We start from the raw sequence: 21593 nt of genomic DNA, 5'->3' as shown, positions 1-21593 counted from the left end.
CGACCCGACTTGGTGAGGAACGAGACGTGAACAGCTCCGCAAGCTCCGACAACCGCCGCATCGCCGACAGCATCGAGGACCTGGTCGGCTCGACCCCGCTGATCCGCCTGCGCTTCGAGGACACCGCGCCCGGCACCGAGGTGCTGGCCAAGCTGGAGTCGGCCAACCCGATGTCCAGCAGCAAGGACCGGGCCGCGCTGTACATGCTGCGGGCCGCGGAGCTGCGCGGTGAACTCACCCCCGGCAGCGGCACGGTGATCGAGGCCACCTCCGGCAACACCGGAATCTCGCTGGCGGCCTTCTCCGCCGCCCGCGGCTACCGGTGCGTGATCGTGCTGCCCGACAGCGCCACGGCCGAACGGGTGGCCCTGCTGAAGGCCCTGGGCGCCGAGATCGTGCAGACCCCGCGCGAGCAGGGCTACCCGGGCGCCATCGCCAAGGCCGAGGAGCTGCACGCGGCCACCCCCGGCTCGTGGTTCCCCTGCCAGCACGAGAACCCCGACAACGTGCAGGCGCACTACGAGACCACCGGCCCGGAGATCTGGACGGACACCGCCGGCCGGATCGACGTCCTGGTCTGCGGCGTGGGCACCGGCGGCACGCTCAGCGGCGCCGCGAAGTACCTCAAGGAGCAGGACCCGACGATCCGCGTGGTCGCGGTCGAGCCGGAGAACTCCCCGGTCCTCTCCCAGGGCGTCGGCGGCCTGCACCGGATCCCCGGTCTCAACGGCGGCTTCGTGGCCCCCACCACGGACGTCTCCCTGATCGACCACGTCGTCACCGTGGCCGACGAGGACGCGATGACCGCGGCCCGGACCCTCGCCCGCCGCCAGGGCATCTTCGCCGGGGTCTCCTCCGGCGCCGTGGCCCACGCCTGCGCCCAGCTGGCCGCGCACCCCGACTACATCGGCGCCTCGATCGTGGCCGTGCTGCCGGACACGGGCGAGCGCTACCTCAGCCTCTGGAACGAGTCCGAGACCGGCCGGGCCGAGCCGGCTGCCGCGCAGCAGCCCTCCCCCCTCGCCACCCGCTCCTGACCCGCCCCGGCGGTCCACCACCCCCAGCCCCCCTCTTCTGCAAAGGAACCCCGACATGCCGGTGATCACCGTCGACTGGTGGAAGGGCAACGACCGCGCCCAGCGTGCCGAGCTCGTCGCCGAACTGACCGAGACCGTCGCCAAGGTGGCCAACTGCCCCCACGACGCCGTGACCGTGATCGTCCGCGACGTGGAGCCCAGCCACTGGGGCAAGGGCGGTGCCCTGGCCGACACCCTTGTCGGACCGGGCAGCGACGGGGGTGCGGAATGACCTTCGGCGCGCTGCACCCGAACATCAGGCTGCGCCTCGGCATCGGGTTCGTCCAGCGGTTCCTCGGCATCATGCTGATGCCGCTGATGGTCATCCACCTCTCCAAGGTGTACGGCCCGGCCACCGCCGGTGTCCTCACCCTGGTCGTCGCGGCGGCGGGCATCGCCAGCAACTTCCTCGGCGGCCACCTCGCGGACGTCCACGGCCGCAAGCCGTTGATGGTGTGGGGCGAGGTGGGGGCGGCCCTCACGTTCGGGCTGCTGGCCCTGGCCAACTCGCCCTGGTGGCAGTCGGGAGCGGCGACCTTCGTCCTCTTCCTGCTGAACACCTGCCTGTCCAACGCGGCCACCCCCGCCGCCGACGCGATGATGATCGACGTCTCCAGCCCGGAGAACCGGCAGCTCGTCTACACGATCAACTACTGGTCGATCAACCTGGCCTTCACCACCGGCGCCCTGGTCGGCGGCTTCTTCTACGGCGAGCACTTCACCCTGCTGCTGACCGCCGCCGCCGTGCTCTCCGCGGCCACCGCCGCGGCCACCTGGTGGTGGATCGCCGAAAGCGCCCCCGAGAACTCCAGGGAGCAGGCGGTCGGCATCCCGGCCATGCTCCGCGGCTACCTCGCCGTCTCCCGGGACCGGACGTTCCTCCGGCTGCTGGGCGCGGCCACCCTGGCCCGGGCCATCGAGGTGCAGATCGGCTACTACATCGCCGTACGCCTCGCGGACGAGTTCCCCGAGCAGGCGCTGGCCGGCCTGGAGCGCTGGTTCCCCTCGGTGGACGGCGTCGCGATGCTGGGCATCGTGCGGGCCGTCAACAGCGCCCTGGTCGTCGGGTTCGCGCTCTTCGCGGGCAGCCTGTTCCGCCGGCTGCCGGACGGCGTCCGGCTGATCGCGGGCCTCGGTGTCTTCACCGCCGGGTACATGGTCCTCGCCGTCAGCAACGACGGCTGGATCCTGATCGCCGCCGCCGTGGCGATGACCGTGGGCGAGATCGTGCACGTGCCGGTCAAGCAGGCCCTGCTGGCCGACCTCGTCGATCCCGCCGCGCGCACCAAGTACATGGCCGCCTACGGGCTGAACAACCGGATCGGGCTGATCATCGGCTCGCTCTGCGTGACCCTCGGCGCCTTCCTCTCCCCGGTCGGCATGAGCGTGCTGTTCGCCGTCTTCGGCCTCGGCGCGATGCTCTGCTACCGCTCCCTGCTGAAGCCGCGCGCACCCCGCGAGGACGCCGTGGAGCAGAACGTTCCGGCTGCCGTGCCGGCCCAGAATGGAGCCTCCTGATGACCCTTCCCAGCGGTGCCGGACGGCTCCTGATGGTCATGCCGTACGAGCAGCTCGTCCGCAAGGCCGTGGAGGCCGGGTTCCGGGTCTGGTCGGTCTGGGACCCCAAGCTGCGGGCCCCCGACTACCTGGCCAAGGTCGCGGCCCATTCCGAGGGCCTTGCCCTGGTCGACTTCGACGACGAGGCCGCCCTGCGCGCCCTGGTGGCCCGCATGGCCACCGAGCACCGGGTGGACCACGTACTCCACCTCGGCTCCGAGGCCAGCATGGCACCGGTGCTGGCCGAGGCCGAGGCCCTGGGGCTGTCGCCGAACACCGCCGAGGCCGTCCGGCTGCTCAACGACAAGAACGCGATGCGCCGCCTGCTGAACCGCAACGGCGTCTCCGTGGTCCGGGCCCGGGAGGCGGCGACGCTCGCCGATGTGGAGCCGCTGCTCGCGGAGTTCGGGCTGCCGGCGGTCGTCAAGCCCGGCAACTCGGCCGGCAGCAGGGGCATCGCCCTGGTGCGCGAGCCCGCCGACCTGGCGGAGTGGACGGCGCGGATCAAGGCCGCGGGCATCGAGGGCCCCTTCATCGTCGAGGACTACCTGGAGGGCCCCGAGTTCAGCGTGGAGACGCTGACCGTCGACGGCATGCACCAGGTCGTCGGGATCACCGCGAAGCAGACCAGCGGCGCACCCGGGTTCGTCGAGACCGGGCACATCCACCCCGCCCCGCTGGACCCCGCCGACGCGGCGGCGATCCGGGCCACCACCACTGCTCTGCTCGACCTCGCCGGCTACCGGTTCGGCCCGGCGCACACCGAGGTGATCCTCACCCCGTCCGGGCCGCGGATCGTCGAGTCCCAGGCCCGCCTCGGCGGCGACCGGATCCCCCTCCTCGTGGAGGTCGCCGGCGGCTTCGACCTGGAGGCCGGGATCTTCCGCGCCCTGGCCGGCGAGCCGGTCACGACGCCCGCTCCGGAGCGGTACGCCGCGATCGGCTTCTTCCGGCTGCCCGCGGGCCGGCTGGAGTCCGTCGACGGCCTGGCCGAGCTGGCCGAGCTGCCGTACGTGCACGCCGTGGTCTTCCCGTTCGCCCCCGGCGACGTGCTGCCGCACACCACCGACTCCGGCAGCCGGCACGGCTACGCCGTCGTCGACGCCGCGAGCCCCGCCGGGGCCGCGGAGCGGATCGCCTCCGTGCAGGCCGGGCTCCGCGCCACGATCACCGCCACACCCAAGGACACCCTCTGATGACCACGCAGAACGCGGCGACCGCCGCGGGCCGCCCGGACCGGACCATGCTGCTGGTCGGCGGCACGGACCAGCACCTGGAGCTCGCCAAGGCCCTGGGCGTACGGGTCGTCATGCTCCAGCACCCGGACAAGGTCAACCCCTTCCAGACCGGCCTGGCCGACGAACTGACGGTGGTCGACTACACCGACTGGGAGGCCGTCGTCCCGGTCGCCGAGACCGCCCGTGCGGTCTGGGGCTTCGACGCGGTCGTCTCGCTCACCGAGGGCGGGCTCGACACGGCCGCGCGGCTGAACGAGCACTTCGGCTTCCCCGGCACCCGCCCGGAGGTCAGCCGGCGGATGCGGGACAAGTACCTGATGCGCAGCCACCTGGCGGCGCACGGCCGGCTGGACATGCACGTGGAGCGGGTCACCGACCGGGCGTCCCTGGACGCCTTCGCCGAGCTGGCCGGCTTCCCCTTCATCGTCAAGCCGACCGCGGCCACCGCGAGCTTCGGCCTGATCAGGGTGCGCGGTGCCGCCGACCTGGACATGGTCTGGCAGCGCATCGAGGAGCTGCGGGGACGGCGCACCGACCGGGGCTCCACCCTCTTCACGGTCGACGAGCTGCTGATGGAGTCCTACCTGGACGGACCCGAGTTCAGCGTGGAGGGCTTCAGCTTCGGCGGCCGCCACGTGGTGGTCGCCGTGACCGAGAAGCTCGTCAGCGACGCCCACTTCGCGGAGCTGGGACACGCGCTGCCGGCCCGGCTCTCGCCCGAGGACCACGACCGGATCAGGACGGCGGTCACCGACTTCCTCGACACGATGGGCGTCACCGACGGCCCGACCCACACCGAGCTGCGGCTCACCTCGCGGGGCCCGGTCGTCATCGAGTCCCACAACCGCGTCGGCGGCGGCCGGATCAACGAGCTGGTCGAGGCCGCGTACGGGATCGACCTCCTCGGGTACGGGGTGGCCTGGCCGATGGGCCTGGTCGAGGCGCTGCCGGAGGCCCCCGCGGCCCGTGGTGCCGCCTGTACGCGCTACGTGCTCCGGGACCCCGGCACGGTCACGGCCGTCTCGGGGGCCGAGGAGATCGCCGCGCGGCCGGACGTGCTGGTGGCGGAGCTCTCCGTACGTCCCGGCGACACGGTCCGTCCGCTGCGGGACAACTGGGACCGGCTCGGGCTGGTCGCCGTGACGGCGGCCGACACCGACACGGCCGTGGCCCTGTGCGAGCGGCTGACCGAAGAGATCGACATCGAGGTGGCCCCGGCGGCGGTGGCCCAGGAACGTCTGGAGGCGGCGGTATGACCGCGCTCGTACTGCACCGTTTTCCGCTCGGCCCGTTCCCTTACGACCGGTGGCTCGACGGACTCGACGGCGGCGTCGTGATGATCGCCGCCCGCGACAAGATCGAGGGCGGCGGGGAGCGGGTGCCGGACGGCCCGGGCGGCTACCGCCGCCTGGAGATCGTCGACACGTTCGACGACGAGGAGCTGGTCGACCGGCTGGCGCTCGACCTGGCCCACGAGTACGGCGTCACGCACGTGATCGCCCACCACGAGGCCGACCTGATCCGGGCGGCCGGGCTGCGGGAGAAGTTCGGCCTGCCGGGCCAGCTGCCCGCCGAGGTGCTGCCCTTCCGCGACAAGGTGCTGATGAAGCGGCGCCTCGCGGAGGCCGGCATCGAGGTCGCCCCGCACACCGTGCCGGGCACGGCCGCCGAGGTGCGGGCCTTCGCGGCCGTGCACGGGCTGCCGCTCGTGTTCAAGGCACGGGACGGGTTCGGCTCCATCGGGCTGCGGATCGTGCGGAGCGAGGAGGAGCTGGAGCTGCGGCTGGCCGAGGACTTCGCGCCCGGCTCCGGCCCGCGTGAGGACCTGCTGCTGGAGGCGTACGTACCCGGCCGGATGTGCCATGTGGACGGGGTCGTGGCCGGTGGCCGGACCGTCATGGCCTGGCCCTCGCAGTACCAGTACGACCTGTCGTCCTTCCAGGCCGACGGGGGCGCCCGGATCGACCTGACGCTGGCTCCTGACGACCCGCTGACCCCCCGTCTGCTGGCCTTGGCGGAGGGCGCGTTGACCGCTCTGGGCGGGCCGGCCGACTACGCCTTCCACGCCGAGGTCTTCCACACCCCGGACGACCGGCTGGTGGTCTGCGAGGTGGCGGCCCGGCCGGCGGGCGCCCGGATCAGGGACGTGCTGAACGCGGTGTTCGGCGTCCACCCGGTCGAGCTGGCCTCCCGGGCCGCGACCGGACTGCGGCTGACGGCGCTGGAGTGCCTGGGCGAGGGCGAGCGGCTGGAACCGGTCCGTATGGCGGGCCAGGTGCTGATGATGAAGCGCCCCGGAACCGTGCGCAGCATTCCGGTCACCCCGGAGGATCCGTGGGTGGAGTTCTACGGGGTGTTCGCGGAGCCGGGCGAGGAGATCGGACCGGCCGCGATTTCCTCGGACTTCCTGGCAGCGGCGGTGCTTTCCGCCTCCACCAGGGCGGAATGCGAGATTCGGCTGAGGACGCTCGGCGCGCGTTTCGAGACAGAGATCGTGATTGATTGACGCGATGTGAACTCTGGGCGAAGTCGGCGGCCCAACGTCCGGACAGGGCCTGGTTCCTGGCCGGTTCCCGCTGTACTGTCCGACCCCGGTACCACGGCGGGAACCGTTGGGGAACGGCACCCGCGAATGTCTGTCATGTCGAAAGCGCCACGCACGACATACGGAAACCAAGGGGCGGGGATACAGAAATGCGCAGCAAGCTTGCCGGAATCGTCGGAATCGTCGCGCTGGGTCTCGCGGTCGTGCTGGGGGCCACGGCGGACCTCGGTCCGGACTCCGTGAACGACCGGACGGTCCAGGCCGACACTCACGGCCCCGGCAGCCCCGCCCCGGTCGCCCCCGGCGCCTGACGCCGAACGGACCCGACAGACGAAAGGCGGCCCGCCCCCGACAGGGGCGGGCCGCCTTTCGTCATGTCACGCGTGACCCTCGCGCGGGGTCACAACGGCCGCCGGGCCGCGTCGGGCACACCCATCGCGTCGAACAGCGCGACGGCACGCGCCCGGCTCTCGTCCGCCTCCGCCGGGTCGGCCGTGGTTCGCGCGATGCCGGCCAGCGCCCGGGCCTCCTCCATGCGGTACCCGACCTCCGCAGCGCGTTCCACCGCACTGCGGTAGGCCTCCATGGCCGCAGCGTGATCGCCGCGCTCCAGCCGCAGGTTGCCGATCAGCCGCTCGATGACCGTCTGCCGAGTCAACGAGGTCCGACGCTGGAGCAGGTCCAGCGCTTGTTCCTCGTACCGCTTCGACTCCTCCCTCTGTCCGCGGCGTTCCCGGATGACGGCCATGAGAGCCAGGGTCATGGCGAAGTTGTCCGGCTGGCGCGACTCGTCGAAAGGTGCCAGCGCCTCCTGCACGCATAGGTCGGCCTCCTCGATCTGGCCCAGATCGAGACGGGCACTCGCCAGATCGTTCAATGCCACGATCAGGCTGTCGGTGTTGCCCAGTCCGCGGGAGAGCTGTACGGCCTGCGCGGCCGCGACGACCGCGTCCTCCTGGCGCCCCAAGCAGGCGTAGGTGGTGCTGAGCGAGCACAGCACATGGATCTCGAACTGGACGGCCCCTGTCTCCCGGAACACCTCCACGGCCTGCTCCTGGTGGCGCACCGCCGCGGCGAACTCGCCCAGGCAGCTGAGCAGCAGCCCGAGCGCTTCGTGACTGGAGCCCTCGCCGAGGCGCTCGCCCTGTTCCCGGGCCAGCTTCAGCGCCTCTTCCGAGACGGCGATGCCCTCGCGGAAGCGGCCGAGCTTCCACAGGGAGGTCACCTGGTTGTTGAGGCTCAGCCGGAGGGCCTGGGCGTCCCGGAGGCGGCGGGCCGCGGCGGCTGCGACCTGGCCGGCCTGGAGGTACCGGTCCGTGTAGGACCGCATGTTGAGGTGGAACATCACGTTGCGGGCGAGCCAGACCGCATGGCGGAGGAACCCGCGGGCCTCGGCGACGGACACCGCCGCCAGTACCGCGTCGCCCTCACGGTCGAACCAGGCGGTCGCTCGCTCGGTGTCGCCCAGCGGTGGCAGCACGGCGCCGGAGCCGTCCAGACCGGTGGCGTAATGGGTACGTCCCGGGAACAGCACGGCGCAGGCCGCGTCGGTCGCCGCGTAGAAGTAGTCCAGCAGCCGTTCCAGCGCGGCGGCGTCGTCCTCGGCCGTGTCCGGGTTGCGCAGGCTTTGGGCGAAGCTGCGGACCAGGTCGTGGAAGGCGTAGTAGCCCAACTCGTGCTGCTGGACCAGGTGCATGTCCAGGAGGTCCTCCATGAGGTCCTCCGCGTCGCGCGGGTCGGTGTCCAGCAGGGCCCCCGCCGAGTGGACGTCGATCTCCGCGCCCGGGTGCAGGCTGAGCAGCCGGAAGGCCGTCCGGTGTTCCTCGTCCATCGCCTGGTACGAGAGCCTGAGCGTCGCCGCCACGCTGCGTTCGCCCGAGCTCAGCTCGTCCAGCAGCCGGGTCTCGTCGCAGAGCCGCCCCACCAGGTGCTCGACGGTCCACCGGGAGCGGTTGCGGAGCCGGGCGGTCGCGATGCGCAGGGCGAGCGGCAGGTGCCCGCAGAGGGAGGCCAGGTCGCTCACGGCCCGCGGTTCGCGGTCGGTGCGCTCCTGGCCCAGGGTCTCGGTGATCAGCGCGAGGCTGTCCTCCGGGGACATCACCCCGATCGAGATCCACTCGGCGCCGTCCAGCTCGACCAGACGGGCCCGGCTGGTGATCAGGACCAGGCAGCCGGGCGAGGCGGGCAGCAGCGGCCGGACCTGGGCGGCGTCCGAGGCGTTGTCGAACAGGAGCAGCAGCCGGCGCCCCATCAGGGTGGTCCGCCACAGGGCGGCCCGGCCCGAAGCGTCGTCGGGCAGTTCGTCGCCCGGGACGCCGAGGGTGCGCAGCAGGCTGGCGATCACGGCTCCCGGCTGGAGCGGCTGCTCGCCCGGGGTGTAGCCACGCAGGTCGATGTGGAGCTGGCCGTCCGGGTACTGGTCGGCCAGCAGGTGCGCCGCGCGGACCGCCAGCGAGGTCTTGCCCGTACCGCCCATGCCGTCGATGGCGAGGATCCGGGTGCCCGCCTCGGTGGTCTCCCCGGCTGCCTTCAGCAGGGCGGCCAGTTCCCGCTCCCGGCCGGTGAAGTCGGTGAGGTCGTACGGCAGGGTGCAGGGCGCGGCGGGCTGGGCGTCCCTCGGTCCGGGCGATGTTTCACGTGAAACATCGCCCGGAGTCGACGCCTCGGCCGGGGCCGGAGCAGGCTCCTCGGCGGGGGCCGGGGCGGGCGGCTCGGGGGCGGCCAGTTCCGGGCTGTCGCGCAGGATGCCCTCGTACAACTGGGTGAGCTTCGGGCCGGGATCCACGCCCAGCTCCCCGACCAGCAGCTCGCGTACCCGCCCGAATTCCTCCAGGGCCTCGGCCTGGCGGCCCGAGCGGTACAGGGCCAGCATCAGATGGCCGCGCAGCGTCTCCCGCAACGGATGGGCGGCGACGAGTTCGCGCAGGTCCCCGACGAGCTCGGCGGTCTCGCCGCGCTCCAGCCGGAGCTGGAAGAGGGTCTCGGCCGCGGCCAGCCGGCGCTCGTCCAGGGCGGTGGACGCCGCGTCGATCACGGGTCCGCCGGTGCCCGACAGTACGGGGCCGCGCCACAGGGACAGGGCGGACCGCAGCTCCTCCTCGGCCCCGGCGGGCCGTCCGGCCGCCAGTGCCTCGCGGGCCCGCCGGGTGTGGCGGGTGAAGAGGGTGAGGTCCAGCTGGTCGTCCTCGACCAGGGCGCGGTAGCCCGGGCCGTCCGTCACGATCAAGCCACTTCCGCCCGGAATGCGCTGGCGCAGATCGGCCACGGCCTTGCGGATCTGGTGTGAGGCGGTTGCGGGGGGTTCGTCCTCCCATGCGGCCTCCACGAGGCGGGCCACCGGAACCACTCGGCCCGGTTCCAGCAGCAAGGTCACCAGGACCCGCTCCTGGATCGGACCGCCCAGTCTGAGCCGGTTCCCGCCCGCCCAACCCTCCAGTGAGCCAAGGACGTTGAACCGTACCTTGACCTCTTCCCGCTCGCTCATGGCCCCCACCCGACGTGCTCGCAAAACCCCAGGTGAGGGGCCTGCTCCGGAAAAGAGCGTAAAGGGTTCCCGGATCGGGCGGTACTGCTCCGGGAGGTGATCGGGAACTCCGAAACCGAAGCTTCACGGGCCAGCAGGAGAGAGCACAGACGGAGCACCCATGAAGACTTCAAGCCACTTGGGCGAGGCACGGATCATCCACTCGGAGGAGTTCGTTTTCGAGCCCGTGCCGGGCTCCGGCGGTACCGAGGTCGCCACCCCGGTGAGCCCGGCGCTCGGAGCGACCTGGGTGACGCTGCACATCGTGCGCGTCGCGGCGGGGGAGGCCTGGAGCCCCGACGACACCACGCTCGAAGAGAACACCGTGGTCGTCCACGAGGGATCGGGCCGCCTGCGGGTCGGCGACGAGACCCGGGACGCCGGGCGCGCGTCCGCCGCGTACGCACCCACCGGACGTGCCCTCACGCTGTTCGCGGGCCCAGAGGGCATGACGGCCTACGTATGGCGCACCCCGCTGGCCGAGGGCCGGACCCTCGGCACCGACCCGAAGGTCTTCTCCACGCTCTGGGACGACGAGACCCAGCTGCGCGGCTTTGCGGGCACCGGCCAGGTGGCCCCCGAAGAGGCCCCCCGCGCCACCATGAACTTCATCTTCTGGCCCGGAGCCGGCAGCTGCCAGCTCTGTCTGCACTGCGGCATCCAGCAGCCCGGCGAGACGTTCAACGTCCACCTCCACACGCACAGCGACGAGGCGTTCATCGCCTTCGAGGGCGTGGGCCAGATGTACCTCGTGGACCGCTGGATCGACGTCGCGGCCGGTGACGTGCTCTTCGCCGCCCCGGGCGTGCTGCACGGAGCACGGAACCCCCACACGGGCCCGGACGCCCGCCGCTTCGTGACCTGCGGCGGCCCGACCCCCTTCGACCCTGCCCTCTACGACGCCGCCGGCGTCTCCTCACAGGTGGTCTGACCGACATGTGCCGTATCTACGGATCCTTCAATGCCGGCACGAGCGACCAGGAGCTGCGCACCGTCGCCGCTCTGCTGCGCCACGGCGGGCCCGACGCCCAGACCTTCACCGGGAAGGACGACTGGGCCCTCGGCAACAACCGGCTCTCGATCATGGACCCCGAGGGCGGCGAGCAGCCGTACCGCCTCGGCGCCGTCACGGTCGTCTTCAACGGCGAGCTGTACAACCACCGCGAGCTGGCGGCCCGCCTGGAGGCGCGCGGCCACCGCATCCCGGACAACTGCGACGGCTCCGTGCTGCCCGCCCTCTACGTGGAGTACGGCGAGCGCTTCGCCGAGCAGCTCGACGGCATGTACTCCGTCGCGGTCATGGACCTGCGCGAAGAGCCCAAGCTCGTCATCGCCACCGACGAGTCGGGCATGAAGCCGCTCTACTACGCGTGGGACGAGGCCGACGGCCGGTTCCGCTTCGCCTCCGAGATCCCCGCGCTGCTCGGCTTCGCCGACGTCACGGCCGAGGAGGACGAGTACGGTCTCGACGCCTACCTGGTCTCGAAGACCCCCTTCGGCGACCGCACCATGTTCCGCGGCATCCAGGTGCTGCCCCCGGCCGCCACGGCCGTGGTCGGCCGCCGCGGCGGACTGAGCATCACCACCCGTCCGCTCGGCCACACGACCGCCGGCCCCGACACCGCGCGGAGCCTGGCCCAGGCCGGCGAGGAACTGCGCGAGCTGCTGGCCAAGGAGGTCTCCCGGCTGCTGATCGCCGACGCGCCCGTCGCCGCGATCACCTCCGGCGGTCTGGACTCCAGCCTGGTCACCGCCCTCGCGGCGCGGGCCACCGACCGGCTGCACACCTTCAACATCGCCTACACCGGCAACTGGCCCTCGGACGAGCGCGCCTTCGCCGCCGAGGTGGCCGGTCGCGCCGGCACGGTCCACCACCAGGTCGAGGTCGACCCGGCCACCTTCCCCGACCTGCTGGCGGACGTGGTCTGGCACCTGGGGCAGCCCAATGCCGACCCCATCACCCTGTCGACGTTCTCCCTGTTCCGCGCGGTCCGCGACGCGGGGTTCAAGGTCGCCCTCACCGGAGACGCGGCGGACGAGCTGTTCGGCGGCTATGCGCGGATGACGCACGCCATGGCGGCACCCGGCGGCCTGGGCTGGGTCCAGGAGTACCTCGACCACCTCTCGGCGGTGCCCCGCGCCCTGCGCGAGCGGCTCTACACGGACGAGTACGCCGGAGCGGTACGGGCCCACGGCCCCGCCCTCCCGGCCGGGCTCACCGAGACGCTGGAAGGCGGCCGGGGTTCGCGCATGCGGCGCATCTGCGCCATCGAGCAGCAGTACCGGCTGCCCTCGTACCACCTGCGGCGCGTGGACCACCTGTCCATGGCCAGCTCCGTCGAGGCGCGGCTGCCGTTCTGCCAGCCCAAGGTGGTCCGGTTCGCCACCACCCTCACCGACGAGCAGAAGATCAACTCCACCGGGGTCAAGCGGGCGCTGTACGCGGCGGCCGGGGGCCTGGTCCCGGACAGCGTCCTCAACCGCCCCAAGCAGCCCTTCACCCTGCCCATCACCGCGATGCTCACGCCGGGCCAGGCCCTGTGGGACGTCGCCCGTGACGCCCTGTCGGAGAGCGCGCTGCGCGCCGACGGCCGCATCCGCCCCGAGGTGGTCACCGGCCTCTTCGACGAGCAGGCGACGCGTCCGTCCGACGGCGCGTCCCTGGCGATCTGGGCGCTGATGTCCCACCAGATGTGGCGCACGCAGTTCTTCGGCGCGGCCGCCTCCCGGGCGGGCTTCCTCCAGGGGGCGCGGTGAGCGGCTACTTCGCCAACGCCCACGGAGCGCCCTGCCCCACGCTGGTCCTCGACGGGCAGGGCCTGCCCGAGGAGACCGACGAGCTGCTGGAGAGCCTGACGGCCATCCGGGCGGACCTCAGCGCCGACGGCGCCGGCGACGTACTGAAGAACGCGATCGTGCGGCCCTCCGCGCACCCGCTGTTCGACCTGGACTACCGGTTCGTGCAGTCGCTGCCCCAGTCGCACGCCTCGTTCGACCTGCGCGGCTCCTGCGGGCACTCCATCCTGGCGGCCGTCGAGGCGGCCGCCAGGGCCGGGATGATCCCGCCGCTCGTCCCCGGCGCCCGGGTACGGGTGAACGTGCTGAACAACGGCGACAACGTGGTCTGCGAGGTCGAGGAGACCTCCGACGGCGGCACGAGCTTCACGGCGCACTTCCTGTGCACGCCGACCAAGCCGTACACCGAGCTGCTGATGACGGGGGAGCCGGTCACCGAGGTCCACGTGGACCGGATGGCCGTCCCGGTCTCGCTGGTCTCGATGGGCAACCCGTACGTGTTCGTACCCGCCCGCCACCTCGGTGTGGAGACGAAGGAACAGCTCTTCGCCGCCGACGGGAAGCTCTTCGACCAGTTCGCCCGGATCCGGCTCGCGGTGTGCGAGCAGCAGGGCTGGGACCCGTCCGGGGCGTTCCCCAAGATCGCGGCCGTGCTGCCGCAGGAGGGCGGCGCCCTGGCCGTCCGGGCGGTCTCGGTGCCCTCCTGGCACCCGACGCTGGCCCTGACCGGCGCCATCTGCCTGGGGACGGCGGTCGGCATCGAGGGCACCATCCCGTGGTCGCTCGCCTGGAACAGCGGCTACCGCGAGGGCCTCGTCACGCTCGTCACGCCGGGCGGCGAGCTCCAGGTCTCCGCGTCGTCCGTGCGGACGGAGACCGGGCCGCGGCTGGCCTGGGTCTCGGTCGCCGGGAAGCGCGTCGACTACCAGGGCTGGGCCGGACTGCCCGCCGCCCGCTTCCCGTACGCCGCCCCCTCCCTCTCCACTTCCCTGTCCTCGTCCCAGGAGCGCGCATGTCTGCCACTGCCAGTCTGACCACCCCCGACGCCGGGCTGCGGCTCTCGCTGTCGGCGCTCGACCCCGAGGTGCGCGACGCGCTGGCCGCCTGCGCCGTGGCCGCGGACCGGACCGGCGAGCCCGACCTCGACGCCGTCGCCGTACTCCGCGAGAGCCGCCTGCTCGGCCTGGCCGTGCCGCGCGAGTTCGGCGGCGCGGGAGCCGGCCCGGTCGACCTCAACCGCTGCGTCGAGCAGGTGGCCGCGGTCAACGCATCCGCCTCGATCATGCTCTTCCAGCATTTCGCGGTCAGCAGCCGCATCGTGGAGCAGGGCACCCCCGCCCAGCACCGCGAGCTGCTCCCCAGGCTCGCCTCGGGCGAGTGGCTGGCCGCCTCCGCCTGGAGCGAGACCGGCGCCGGCGCCAACAAGAAGAACCTGGCCACCAAGGGCGTCCGGACCGACACCGGCTGGTGCCTCGACGGGGCCAAGGCCTTCACCACCAGCGCCGGGGTGGCCGACGTCTACCTCGTGCTGGCCCAGACCGGCGACGACACCGCGGCCGGGGGCGACACCGGCTACGGCGCCGCCGGGCAGACCTTCTTCCTCATCCGCGGCGACAACCCCGGCCTCGTCCCGGACACCTCGATGCGGCTGGCCGGCATGCGCGGCTCCGCCACCGGCTTCGTCGACCTGCGCGACTGCCACGTCACCGACGGGGACCGGCTCGGCGCCGAAGGCGTGGCGGCCTCCGTCATCGCCAGGGTGCGGGAGAGCGGCGCGACGCTCGGCGCGGTCGCCGTCGGACTGGCCCAGGCGGCCCTGGACGCCGCCCACGCACACGCCGCCAAGCGCGCACTGTACGGCCACCAGTCCCTGCGCTACCGGCTGGTCGACCTGACCACGCAGGTCGAGGCCGCCCGCGCGGTGGTCGAGCGGGCCGGCCGTCGCGAGTCCGCCGACCCGGGCCTGACCACCCTCCACTCCAAGCTCTTCGCCTCCGCCGCCGCCGAACGGGTCATCTCCGAGGTCGAGCAGATCCTCAGCTCGGCCGGATACGTCGAGAGCCACCCCGTCAACCGGTACGGCCGGGACGCCCGCGCCGTCGCCCTCATGGGCCCCACGAACGACCTCTGCAGGGAACTGGTGAGCCTCTCATGGAACCGCTGAACTCCGCCGACCAGCTGACCGGCCGCACGGCCACCGCCGACCTCGTCGTCGTGGGCGGCCGCCTGGTCACCCCGGAAGGCGTCAAGGAAGGCGCCGTCGTCATCCGCAACGGCCGGATCGACGCCGTCCTGGAGCCGGGCGAGCAGGTCCCCGAAGGCCCCCGCGTCGATGCGGCCGGCCGGTACGTCCTGCCCGGACTCATCGACTCGCACGTGCACTTCCGCACCCCCGGCCTGGAGTACAAGGAGGACTGGGAGCACGGGAGCCGGGCGGCGATCGCGGGCGGCGTGACCACCGTGCTGGACATGCCCAACACCCGCCCGCCGTCGCTGAACGAGGACGACGTCCGCGCCAAGGCCGCGATCATCGAGGGCCGTTCCTGGGTGGACTACCGCTTCCACATCGGGGCGGACCCCGAGCACCCCGAGGTGCTGGCCACCCTCGACCCGGAAGTCGCCACCTCCGCCAAGGTGTTCATGGCCGGTCACCACACCGCCCCCGTGGTCTTCCGCGACTGGCGGGCCCTGGAGGACGCCTTCGCCGCCGCCGCGCGCGGCAACGTCCAGCTCGTGCTGCACGCCGAGGACCAGCACATCTTCGACCTGCTCGACACCTGGCGCGGCGAGCCCGGCTCCTACGACGAGTACGAGCCCCACCGCCCCCGCTCCGGCGCGATCGTGGCCTGCGCCAAGGTGATCCAGCTGGTCCGCACGTACGGCACCCGCGCCCACATCCTGCACGCCTCCACGGCGGAGGAGGCGGACATGCTCGTGGCCGCCGCCCAGGAGGGCCTGCCGCTGACCTTCGAGGTCACCGGCCACCACCTCTCCTTCACCGATGCCGACACCTGTCGGCGCGGTCCGCGCACCCGGCTCTCGCCCGCCATCCGGGGCCTGGGCGACCAGGACCGCCTGTGGCACGCGGCGCTGACCGGCGAGGCCGCGAGCCTCGGCAGCGACCACGCTCCGCACACCATCGAGGAGAAGAGCAAGGTTCCGGCCGACGCCCCGCCCGGCCTGCCCGGCGTCCAGGAGCTCGCCATCGCGGCCTGGACCGGCATGATGACCAAGCGGGTCGACCCGGACGAGGCGGCCACGCACCTGGCACGGCTGATGGGCTCGGGCCCCGCCGACCTCTTCCGGCTCCCCGGCAAGGGCAGGCTGGTCCCCGGGGCCGACGCCGACCTCGCGATCCTCGACCCGGCGGAGCGCTGGCAGCCGACCCGGGACGACATCCAGGCCAAGTGCGGCTGGTCCGCCTACGAGGGCTGGCTCTTCCGCGGCCGCTTCACCACCGTGATCAAGGGCGGCGAGCAGGTCTGGGACGTCCGCTCCGGCTTCACCGGCACCCCGGCCGGCCGCTGGCTCGCACCCGCCCCGGCAGTCCTGGGACAGCTCGTTGCGGACACCGCCGATGTTTCACGTGAAACACAGACGGTTGCCGGTGCCGAGGCGGAGGGGACCCGATGAGCGCCGCACTGCTGGCGCGGACCGGGGTCACCGCGGAGGAGTTCCGCGCCGCGATGGCCGCGCTGGCCGCCCCCGTCACGGTCGTGACCTGCTACGACGAGTACGGCACCCCGCGCGGCCTGACGGCCAGCGCCGTCTCGTCGCTCTCCCTGGACCCGCCGCTGTTCCTGGTGTGCCTGGACCGGAAGTCCTCCAGCCACGACGCGCTGGTCGGGGCCTCATCCTTCTGCGTGAACCTGCTGGCCCCGGGGGACGAAGAGCTGGCCCTGAAGTTCGCCGGCCGCCCGGACCGCCGTTTCGACGGCGTCCGGCTGGCCGCGGGCGAGGACGCTGCCCCCGGCCTGTCCGACTCCGCGCTGCGCCTGATGTGCGAGCGCCACGAAACCCTGGACGGCGGTGACCACACGATCCTCGTCGGCCGTGTGGTCTCGGTCGACGGGGACGGGCTCGGCCTGACCCCGGCCGGGGGGCTGCTGTGGCACCAGCGCGGCTTCGCGTACGCCCGCCCCGTTCCCCGTCCGGGAGCCTGAGCCGTGGGCTGGGACGCCGTACCGGGGGCAGGGGACTCGGCTCCCCGCCCGGTCCCGGCCAAAAGGCGGAGGCTCTCGGCCCCCACCGGGAATGCGCGGGACACGGCCGGTGCTCCTGGGTGAGGCTGGGACTGTCGACGGGGGAGGGGCGCCATGGGGGCGGGACGCGGGCCGCGCATACCGGTGACCGGTTATGCGGTGGCTTCGATGACGGTGCTCCAGCTGGGCCTGGCCGCCTCCAAGCCGCTGTTCGACCACGTGGGGGTGCGCGGGACGACCGCGCTGCGGCTGCTCTTCGCCGCCCTGCTGCTGCTCGCCCTCGCCCGGCCGGTGCTGCGCGGCAAGACCCCGCGGCAGCTCGGCTCCGTCCTGGTGCTGGGTGCCGTGTCCGGCGGGATGACGCTCTTCTTCGCCGCCGCCATCGACCGGATCCCGCTCGGCATCGCCGCCACCATCGACTACCTCGGGCCCCTCACGGTGGCGCTGATCGGCTCGCGCCGCGTCCGGGACGTGCTGTGGGCGCTGGCCGCCGGCGGGGGAGTCGCGCTGATCACCCTGACCGAGGACCACGCGCTGGACGGCGCGGCCGGACTGGACCCGCTGGGCCTGGCCTTCGCGGCGGGTGCGGCGGTCTGCTGGGCCCTGTACATCGTGCTGACCAAGGCGGTGGGCAGCACCTTCGAGGGCTTCCAGGGCCTGGCCGCCTCGATCACCGTCGGCGCCCTGGTGGTGGCGCCCTTCGGGCTCTCGGAGGCCGTGCGCGGGCTGGCCGACGCGGGCGGCGACCGGTGGCTGGTGCTGCTTGCGGTGGCGGGCGTCGCGGTGCTGTTCCCGATCGTCCCGTACCTGCTGGAGATGGCGGCGCTGCGCCGCCTGAGCTCGCGGACCTTCGGCATCCTCTTCAGCCTGGAGCCCGCCGTGGCCGCCCTGATCGGGTTCGCGGTACTGGCCCAGGCCCTCGGGATCTGGCAGCTGGCCGGCATGGCCCTGGTGCTGGCCGCCGGTGTGGCGGTCTCCCTGGAGGAGGGCGTCCAGCCGCCCGCCGGGGACGGGGCGGAGGCCGTACCGCCGGCCGTACCCGCTCCCGAGCGGACCTCCGGCTGAGGACCTGACCGACCTGACCGACCTGACCGACCGGACCGGAACCGTTCGCTCGGAAGGCTCCGGTACCGGGTGGCCCGGCCCGTGCGGTGGGATCCTTGGAGGTGGGGGAAGACCCGTCGCCCGGAGGCGTGACCGACATGGGAATCTTCGACTTCCTCAAATCAGACAGGAAACGGGCGCACCACCCGGCCGACACGGTGAAGGAGCAGGTCCAGGAGCAGCGGGCGGCCGCCGACGGGCCCACCGCGGGACCGGCCGGCACCACGACCAGGTACGCGGAGGCGGGGACAGCCAAGCAGGCCGCCTCCTCGCCCACGGTCGCCCCGACGCCCGACATCGCCACCGGCCCGAAGCCCATGGCCCCGATGCCCGGGACCGCGGCACCGGACACCGCGATGAGCCCGACCGCGATGAGCCCGGCGGCCGACACCGCGATGACCCCGGCGGCCGACACCGCCATGACCACCACTCCCGCCGCCCAGCCGCCCCCGGCCGCCGTGAAGCGCACGTACACCGTGAAGCCCGGCGACTCTCTCGCCGCGATCGCCCGCACCCAGCTCGGCAACGAGGCGCGGTGGCGGGAGCTCTACGCCATGAACCGGGGCGTCATCGGCAACAGCCCCGACATGATCCACCCCGGTATGGTCCTCACCCTGCCCGGTTGACAGCAGGCGCGCCCGACGGCCGCACGGAGCCGGGGCCCGGATCCTCCATCGGATCCGGGCCCCGGCTGCTGTGGGGTCGGGCCGGGGCTCAGAGGTCCCCGCGCTCCCGGTCGGCCTCGGCCTGCTTGGCCTCGACCTCGGGGTCGTAGGCGCCGTTGGACGACGTGCTGCCGTCCAGCGATCCCAGCCCGCCGCGGTCCGGGACCTCGGTCGCGGCCGGCGGCTCGACCAGCCAGTCCGGGTTCGACTGCTGGTCCCACCACCTCCAGACCGCGAACGCGACGCCGGCCACCACGCCGACGACCGCGACGCCCTTGAGGATCCGTGCGGTCTTGTGGCGCCGCTCGTGCCGGCGCACCATCCTCCGGATCTCGTCCGGCGTCACCTGCCCCTTCAGGGCGTACAGCGCCGCGGTGGAGCGGGCCGCCGCCTCGACGGCCACCGGCCTGGTCGCCTCGACCGCGCTCTCGATGCGCGGAGCCGTGTAGTCGACGGCCTGGCGGGCCGCCCTGCGGGTGTTCATCACCGCCTTCGTGGCTGCCTGGTCGACCTGGGGAGGAAGCGCCTCCCGGGCCTGGTGCATACGCGGTGCGAGATGTACGTCGTACTGGGCGCGCGCCTGGTGTGCGGCGCTCGCGACCTTCGGCGCCACGCGTACGCGCGCCTCGTGCGCGTACTGCGTCGCCGCGTCCCTGGCGGTCTCGGCGTACGGCGCCACCACTTCCGCGGCGTGCCGCACGCTTTCCTTCGCCGAAGTCCCGGCGGCGCGCACGCTGTCCATGCGGGTCACGTGTTCCTCCTCCTCGGTGGCGGACACAGCTCACCTTTCCACCCTTTGTCGGATCATGCCTGTCATAACGCTTGACGGCACGCGCGCAAAGGCATCCGGGTGTCCCGCCGACGGTTTGTCCCCTCTCACCCCGGCCGTGCGAGGATCGGAGGACGTCAGTGAGGACTATGGAAGGCAGATTCGTGGCCGAGAAGCTGTACGCCACCCTGAAGACCAGTCACGGAGACATCGAAATCCTCCTTCTTCCGGATTTCGCGCCGAAGACGGTCCGCAACTTCGTCGAACTCGCCAAGGGCGAGCGCGAGTGGGTCAACCCGGAAACCGGGGCGAAGACCACCGACCCCCTCTACGACGGCACGGTCTTCCACCGGGTGATCAGCGGCTTCATGATCCAGGGCGGCGACCCCCTGGGCAACGGCACCGGCGGCCCCGGCTACACCTTCGCGGACGAGTTCCACCCCGACCTGAACTTCACCAAGCCCTACCTGCTCGCCATGGCGAACGCGGGCCCGGGCACCAACGGCTCCCAGTTCTTCATCACGGTCGCCCCGACCGCCTGGCTGACCCGCAAGCACAGCATCTTCGGCGAGGTCGTCGACGACGCCAGCCGCAAGGTGGTCGACGCCATCGCGGGTACGCCGACCAACCCGCGCACCGAGCGCCCGCTGGAGGACGTCGTGATCCAGTCGGTCGTCGTCGAGAAGCGCTGACGCACGGGCCGAGCCGACCAGGAGGGGGACCGATGGAAACCGAGCACCTGCCGGGCTGCTACCGCCACCCGGACCGCGAGACCGGCGTCCGCTGCACCCGCTGCGAGCGCCCGATCTGCCCGGACTGCATGGTCGACGCCTCGGTGGGCTTCCAGTGCCCCGAGTGCGTGCGCACCGGCTCCGGTACGGGCCACGGCCCGGCCGCGAACCAGCCGCGCACGGTGGTCGGCGGGACCGTCGCCGGCGACCCGCACCTGGTCACGAAGGTGCTCGTCGGCATCAACGTCGCCTTCTTCGTCGCCGTGCACGCGGTGGGCGGCGAGGGCTTCGGAAACCCGGTGCTCCGTGAGCTGGGGCTGATCGGCGGCTACTACTCGAACACCGATCTCCAGGGCGTCGTGGACGGTCAGTGGTACCGCCTGCTCACCTCGATGTTCCTGCACGAGGAGATCTGGCACATCGGCTTCAACATGCTCAGCCTCTGGTGGCTGGGCGGGCCTCTGGAGCAGGCGCTGGGCCGGGCCAGGTACCTGACCCTGTACGTGCTCTCGGGGCTGGCCGGCAGCGCGCTGGTCTACCTGCTGGAGCCGCCGTTCTCCCTGACCATCGGCGCCTCGGGCGCCATCTTCGGCCTGTTCGGCGCGACGGCCGTGCTGATGCGGCGGCTGCGCTACGACATGCGGCCGGTGATCGCGCTGCTGGCGATCAACCTGATCATGACCTTCGGCTGGGGCGGGATCTCCTGGCAGGCCCACATCGGCGGCCTCGTCGCCGGCGCCGTAATGGGCGCGGGCATGGTCTACGCACCCCGCGAGCACCGTGCGCTCGTCCAGTGGGGGACCTGTGGGCTGGTCCTCGCGGGTGTGCTCGCGGCCGTGCTCCTGAGGACCGCCGCGCTCACCTGAGCGCAAGTTGTCCACAGTCCGTGGCGGATCTTGTGCACGGTGTGGAAAGTGCCCGTGGAACCGAGAAGACCCAGGTCGGCGGCCGGATCAATCACACCGGCGTCAACCTGGGTCCAGGTTATCCACAGATCTTCTGCCTTTTCCTCAGGTGTGGATAGCGCTGTGGATAACTCTGCGGAGAGCTTGACTTACTTCCACTGGGTGGATACGCCGAAACCCGCGGCGATGAAGCCGAAACCGACCACGATGTTCCAATTGCCCAGCGCCTCGACGGGCAGCCGGGTATCGGTCACGTAGAAGACGACGATCCAGGCCAGGCCGATCAGGAACATGGCCAGCATTACCGGAGCCACCCAGCTGCGGTTGCCCAGCTTGATGGTCTGTGCCTGCTTCGCCGGCGGCGGCGTGTAGTCGGCCTTCTTGCGGATACGTGACTTCGGCACGAGGGTCTCTCCTGTCGATGCGCTGGGGACGAGCCTCCCCCGGGCGTCCGTTAGCGTAGTGGGTCAGGGGCGCTGAAG

The 21593-nt window shown here is 72.4% G+C and carries 20 protein-coding genes; 17 read left to right on the top strand and 3 right to left on the bottom strand.

What is annotated here, in order from left to right; all coding sequences use genetic code 11:
• Nucleotides 1–26 precede the first annotated feature (26 nt).
• The 7 genes from ACIF6F_RS10430 to ACIF6F_RS10400 all read left to right on the top strand — a co-directional run bounded on the left by ACIF6F_RS10430 (nt 27) and on the right by ACIF6F_RS10400 (nt 6727).
• Nucleotides 27–1037, top strand: coding sequence for a PLP-dependent cysteine synthase family protein (locus ACIF6F_RS10430; RefSeq protein ID WP_399944022.1), 1011 nt, complete (start codon nt 27–29; stop codon nt 1035–1037).
• Between the two features lie 55 nt (nt 1038–1092).
• Nucleotides 1093–1308, top strand: coding sequence for a 4-oxalocrotonate tautomerase family protein (locus ACIF6F_RS10425; RefSeq protein ID WP_399944019.1), 216 nt, complete (start codon nt 1093–1095; stop codon nt 1306–1308).
• Nucleotides 1305–2594, top strand: a complete 1290-nt coding sequence (locus tag ACIF6F_RS10420; RefSeq protein WP_399944016.1) for an MFS transporter — start codon at nt 1305–1307, stop codon at nt 2592–2594. The genes ACIF6F_RS10425 and ACIF6F_RS10420 overlap by 4 nt, the downstream gene beginning before the upstream one ends.
• Nucleotides 2594–3829, top strand: a complete 1236-nt coding sequence (locus tag ACIF6F_RS10415; RefSeq protein WP_399944013.1) for an ATP-grasp domain-containing protein — start codon at nt 2594–2596, stop codon at nt 3827–3829. The genes ACIF6F_RS10420 and ACIF6F_RS10415 overlap by 1 nt, the downstream gene beginning before the upstream one ends.
• Nucleotides 3829–5127 (top strand): ATP-grasp domain-containing protein, encoded by a 1299-nt coding sequence (locus ACIF6F_RS10410; RefSeq protein WP_399944010.1) that lies wholly within the window; start codon nt 3829–3831, stop codon nt 5125–5127. The genes ACIF6F_RS10415 and ACIF6F_RS10410 overlap by 1 nt, the downstream gene beginning before the upstream one ends.
• Nucleotides 5124–6377: a hypothetical protein gene (locus ACIF6F_RS10405; RefSeq protein ID WP_399944007.1), complete on the top strand. Its 1254-nt coding sequence runs from the start codon at nt 5124–5126 to the stop codon at nt 6375–6377. Before ACIF6F_RS10410 ends, ACIF6F_RS10405 begins: the two co-directional genes overlap by 4 nt.
• Nucleotides 6378–6565: 188 nt before the next feature.
• Nucleotides 6566–6727 (top strand): hypothetical protein, encoded by a 162-nt coding sequence (locus ACIF6F_RS10400; RefSeq protein WP_399944005.1) that lies wholly within the window; start codon nt 6566–6568, stop codon nt 6725–6727.
• 89 nt (nt 6728–6816) lie between these two features.
• On the opposite strand, the gene ACIF6F_RS10395 is transcribed toward ACIF6F_RS10400, so the two are convergent.
• The gene (locus ACIF6F_RS10395) at nt 6817–9900 is read right to left on the bottom strand and encodes an AfsR/SARP family transcriptional regulator (protein ID WP_399944002.1); all 3084 of its coding nucleotides are present in this window, start codon (nt 9898–9900) and stop codon (nt 6817–6819) included.
• A 160-nt stretch (nt 9901–10060) separates the two neighbouring features.
• Between ACIF6F_RS10395 and ACIF6F_RS10390 the strand changes: the two genes are divergently transcribed.
• From ACIF6F_RS10390 to ACIF6F_RS10355, 8 genes are all read left to right on the top strand, one after another.
• The gene (locus ACIF6F_RS10390) at nt 10061–10870 is read left to right on the top strand and encodes a cupin domain-containing protein (RefSeq protein ID WP_399943999.1); all 810 of its coding nucleotides are present in this window, start codon (nt 10061–10063) and stop codon (nt 10868–10870) included.
• A gap of 5 nt (nt 10871–10875) precedes the next feature.
• Nucleotides 10876–12696 carry an asparagine synthase (glutamine-hydrolyzing) gene (asnB, locus tag ACIF6F_RS10385; RefSeq protein ID WP_399943997.1) on the top strand — a complete coding sequence of 607 codons (1821 nt, stop codon included), beginning with the start codon at nt 10876–10878 and terminating at the stop codon, nt 12694–12696.
• The gene (locus tag ACIF6F_RS10380; RefSeq protein ID WP_399943994.1) at nt 12693–13769 is read left to right on the top strand and encodes a PrpF domain-containing protein; all 1077 of its coding nucleotides are present in this window, start codon (nt 12693–12695) and stop codon (nt 13767–13769) included. Before asnB ends, ACIF6F_RS10380 begins: the two co-directional genes overlap by 4 nt.
• Nucleotides 13748–14899, top strand: coding sequence for an acyl-CoA dehydrogenase family protein (locus tag ACIF6F_RS10375; protein ID WP_399943991.1), 1152 nt, complete (start codon nt 13748–13750; stop codon nt 14897–14899). The genes ACIF6F_RS10380 and ACIF6F_RS10375 overlap by 22 nt, the downstream gene beginning before the upstream one ends.
• Nucleotides 14887–16368 carry a dihydroorotase family protein gene (locus ACIF6F_RS10370; RefSeq protein WP_399943989.1) on the top strand — a complete coding sequence of 494 codons (1482 nt, stop codon included), beginning with the start codon at nt 14887–14889 and terminating at the stop codon, nt 16366–16368. Before ACIF6F_RS10375 ends, ACIF6F_RS10370 begins: the two co-directional genes overlap by 13 nt.
• The gene (locus tag ACIF6F_RS10365; protein WP_399943987.1) at nt 16365–16898 is read left to right on the top strand and encodes a flavin reductase family protein; all 534 of its coding nucleotides are present in this window, start codon (nt 16365–16367) and stop codon (nt 16896–16898) included. The genes ACIF6F_RS10370 and ACIF6F_RS10365 overlap by 4 nt, the downstream gene beginning before the upstream one ends.
• 207 nt (nt 16899–17105) lie before the next feature.
• Nucleotides 17106–18002 carry an EamA family transporter gene (locus tag ACIF6F_RS10360; RefSeq protein ID WP_399943984.1) on the top strand — a complete coding sequence of 299 codons (897 nt, stop codon included), beginning with the start codon at nt 17106–17108 and terminating at the stop codon, nt 18000–18002.
• 137 nt (nt 18003–18139) lie between these two features.
• Nucleotides 18140–18667 carry a LysM peptidoglycan-binding domain-containing protein gene (locus tag ACIF6F_RS10355; RefSeq protein ID WP_399944587.1) on the top strand — a complete coding sequence of 176 codons (528 nt, stop codon included), beginning with the start codon at nt 18140–18142 and terminating at the stop codon, nt 18665–18667.
• A gap of 88 nt (nt 18668–18755) precedes the next feature.
• Here the strand turns inward: ACIF6F_RS10355 and ACIF6F_RS10350 are convergent, their stop codons facing one another.
• A complete protein-coding gene (locus tag ACIF6F_RS10350; protein WP_399944584.1) occupies nt 18756–19457 on the bottom strand; it encodes a DUF5324 family protein in 702 nt (233 codons plus the stop codon).
• A 182-nt stretch (nt 19458–19639) separates the two neighbouring features.
• On the opposite strand from ACIF6F_RS10350, the gene ACIF6F_RS10345 reads away from it, so the two are divergent.
• Nucleotides 19640–20167: a peptidylprolyl isomerase gene (locus ACIF6F_RS10345; protein WP_399943982.1), complete on the top strand. Its 528-nt coding sequence runs from the start codon at nt 19640–19642 to the stop codon at nt 20165–20167.
• 32 nt (nt 20168–20199) lie between these two features.
• On the top strand, nt 20200–21072 hold the full coding sequence (locus tag ACIF6F_RS10340) for a rhomboid family intramembrane serine protease (protein WP_399943979.1): 873 nt from the start codon (nt 20200–20202) through the stop codon (nt 21070–21072).
• Between the two features lie 188 nt (nt 21073–21260).
• On the opposite strand, the gene crgA is transcribed toward ACIF6F_RS10340, so the two are convergent.
• Nucleotides 21261–21515: a cell division protein CrgA gene (gene crgA / locus ACIF6F_RS10335; protein WP_399943977.1), complete on the bottom strand. Its 255-nt coding sequence runs from the start codon at nt 21513–21515 to the stop codon at nt 21261–21263.
• Between the last annotated feature and the right edge of the window lie 78 nt (nt 21516–21593).

Origin of the sequence: Streptomyces sp. NPDC086023, from assembly GCF_044540325.1 — a bacterium.
Lineage (GTDB): Bacteria > Actinomycetota > Actinomycetes > Streptomycetales > Streptomycetaceae > Streptomyces.
This window is presented reverse-complemented; position numbering and strand designations above follow the sequence as displayed.

Coding starts and splice junctions, on each gene's coding strand:
- ACIF6F_RS10400 (WP_399944005.1), top strand. CDS start 6,566: ATGCGCAGCAAGCTTGCCGGAATCGTCGGAATCGTCGCGCTGGGTCTC.
- ACIF6F_RS10425 (WP_399944019.1), top strand. CDS start 1,093: ATGCCGGTGATCACCGTCGACTGGTGGAAGGGCAACGACCGCGCCCAG.
- ACIF6F_RS10405 (WP_399944007.1), top strand. CDS start 5,124: ATGACCGCGCTCGTACTGCACCGTTTTCCGCTCGGCCCGTTCCCTTAC.
- asnB (WP_399943997.1), top strand. CDS start 10,876: ATGTGCCGTATCTACGGATCCTTCAATGCCGGCACGAGCGACCAGGAG.
- ACIF6F_RS10415 (WP_399944013.1), top strand. CDS start 2,594: ATGACCCTTCCCAGCGGTGCCGGACGGCTCCTGATGGTCATGCCGTAC.
- ACIF6F_RS10410 (WP_399944010.1), top strand. CDS start 3,829: ATGACCACGCAGAACGCGGCGACCGCCGCGGGCCGCCCGGACCGGACC.
- ACIF6F_RS10365 (WP_399943987.1), top strand. CDS start 16,365: ATGAGCGCCGCACTGCTGGCGCGGACCGGGGTCACCGCGGAGGAGTTC.
- ACIF6F_RS10420 (WP_399944016.1), top strand. CDS start 1,305: ATGACCTTCGGCGCGCTGCACCCGAACATCAGGCTGCGCCTCGGCATC.
- ACIF6F_RS10375 (WP_399943991.1), top strand. CDS start 13,748: ATGTCTGCCACTGCCAGTCTGACCACCCCCGACGCCGGGCTGCGGCTC.
- ACIF6F_RS10390 (WP_399943999.1), top strand. CDS start 10,061: ATGAAGACTTCAAGCCACTTGGGCGAGGCACGGATCATCCACTCGGAG.
- ACIF6F_RS10395 (WP_399944002.1), bottom strand. CDS start 9,900: ATGAGCGAGCGGGAAGAGGTCAAGGTACGGTTCAACGTCCTTGGCTCA.
- ACIF6F_RS10355 (WP_399944587.1), top strand. CDS start 18,140: ATGGGAATCTTCGACTTCCTCAAATCAGACAGGAAACGGGCGCACCAC.
- ACIF6F_RS10360 (WP_399943984.1), top strand. CDS start 17,106: ATGACGGTGCTCCAGCTGGGCCTGGCCGCCTCCAAGCCGCTGTTCGAC.
- ACIF6F_RS10340 (WP_399943979.1), top strand. CDS start 20,200: ATGGAAACCGAGCACCTGCCGGGCTGCTACCGCCACCCGGACCGCGAG.
- ACIF6F_RS10370 (WP_399943989.1), top strand. CDS start 14,887: ATGGAACCGCTGAACTCCGCCGACCAGCTGACCGGCCGCACGGCCACC.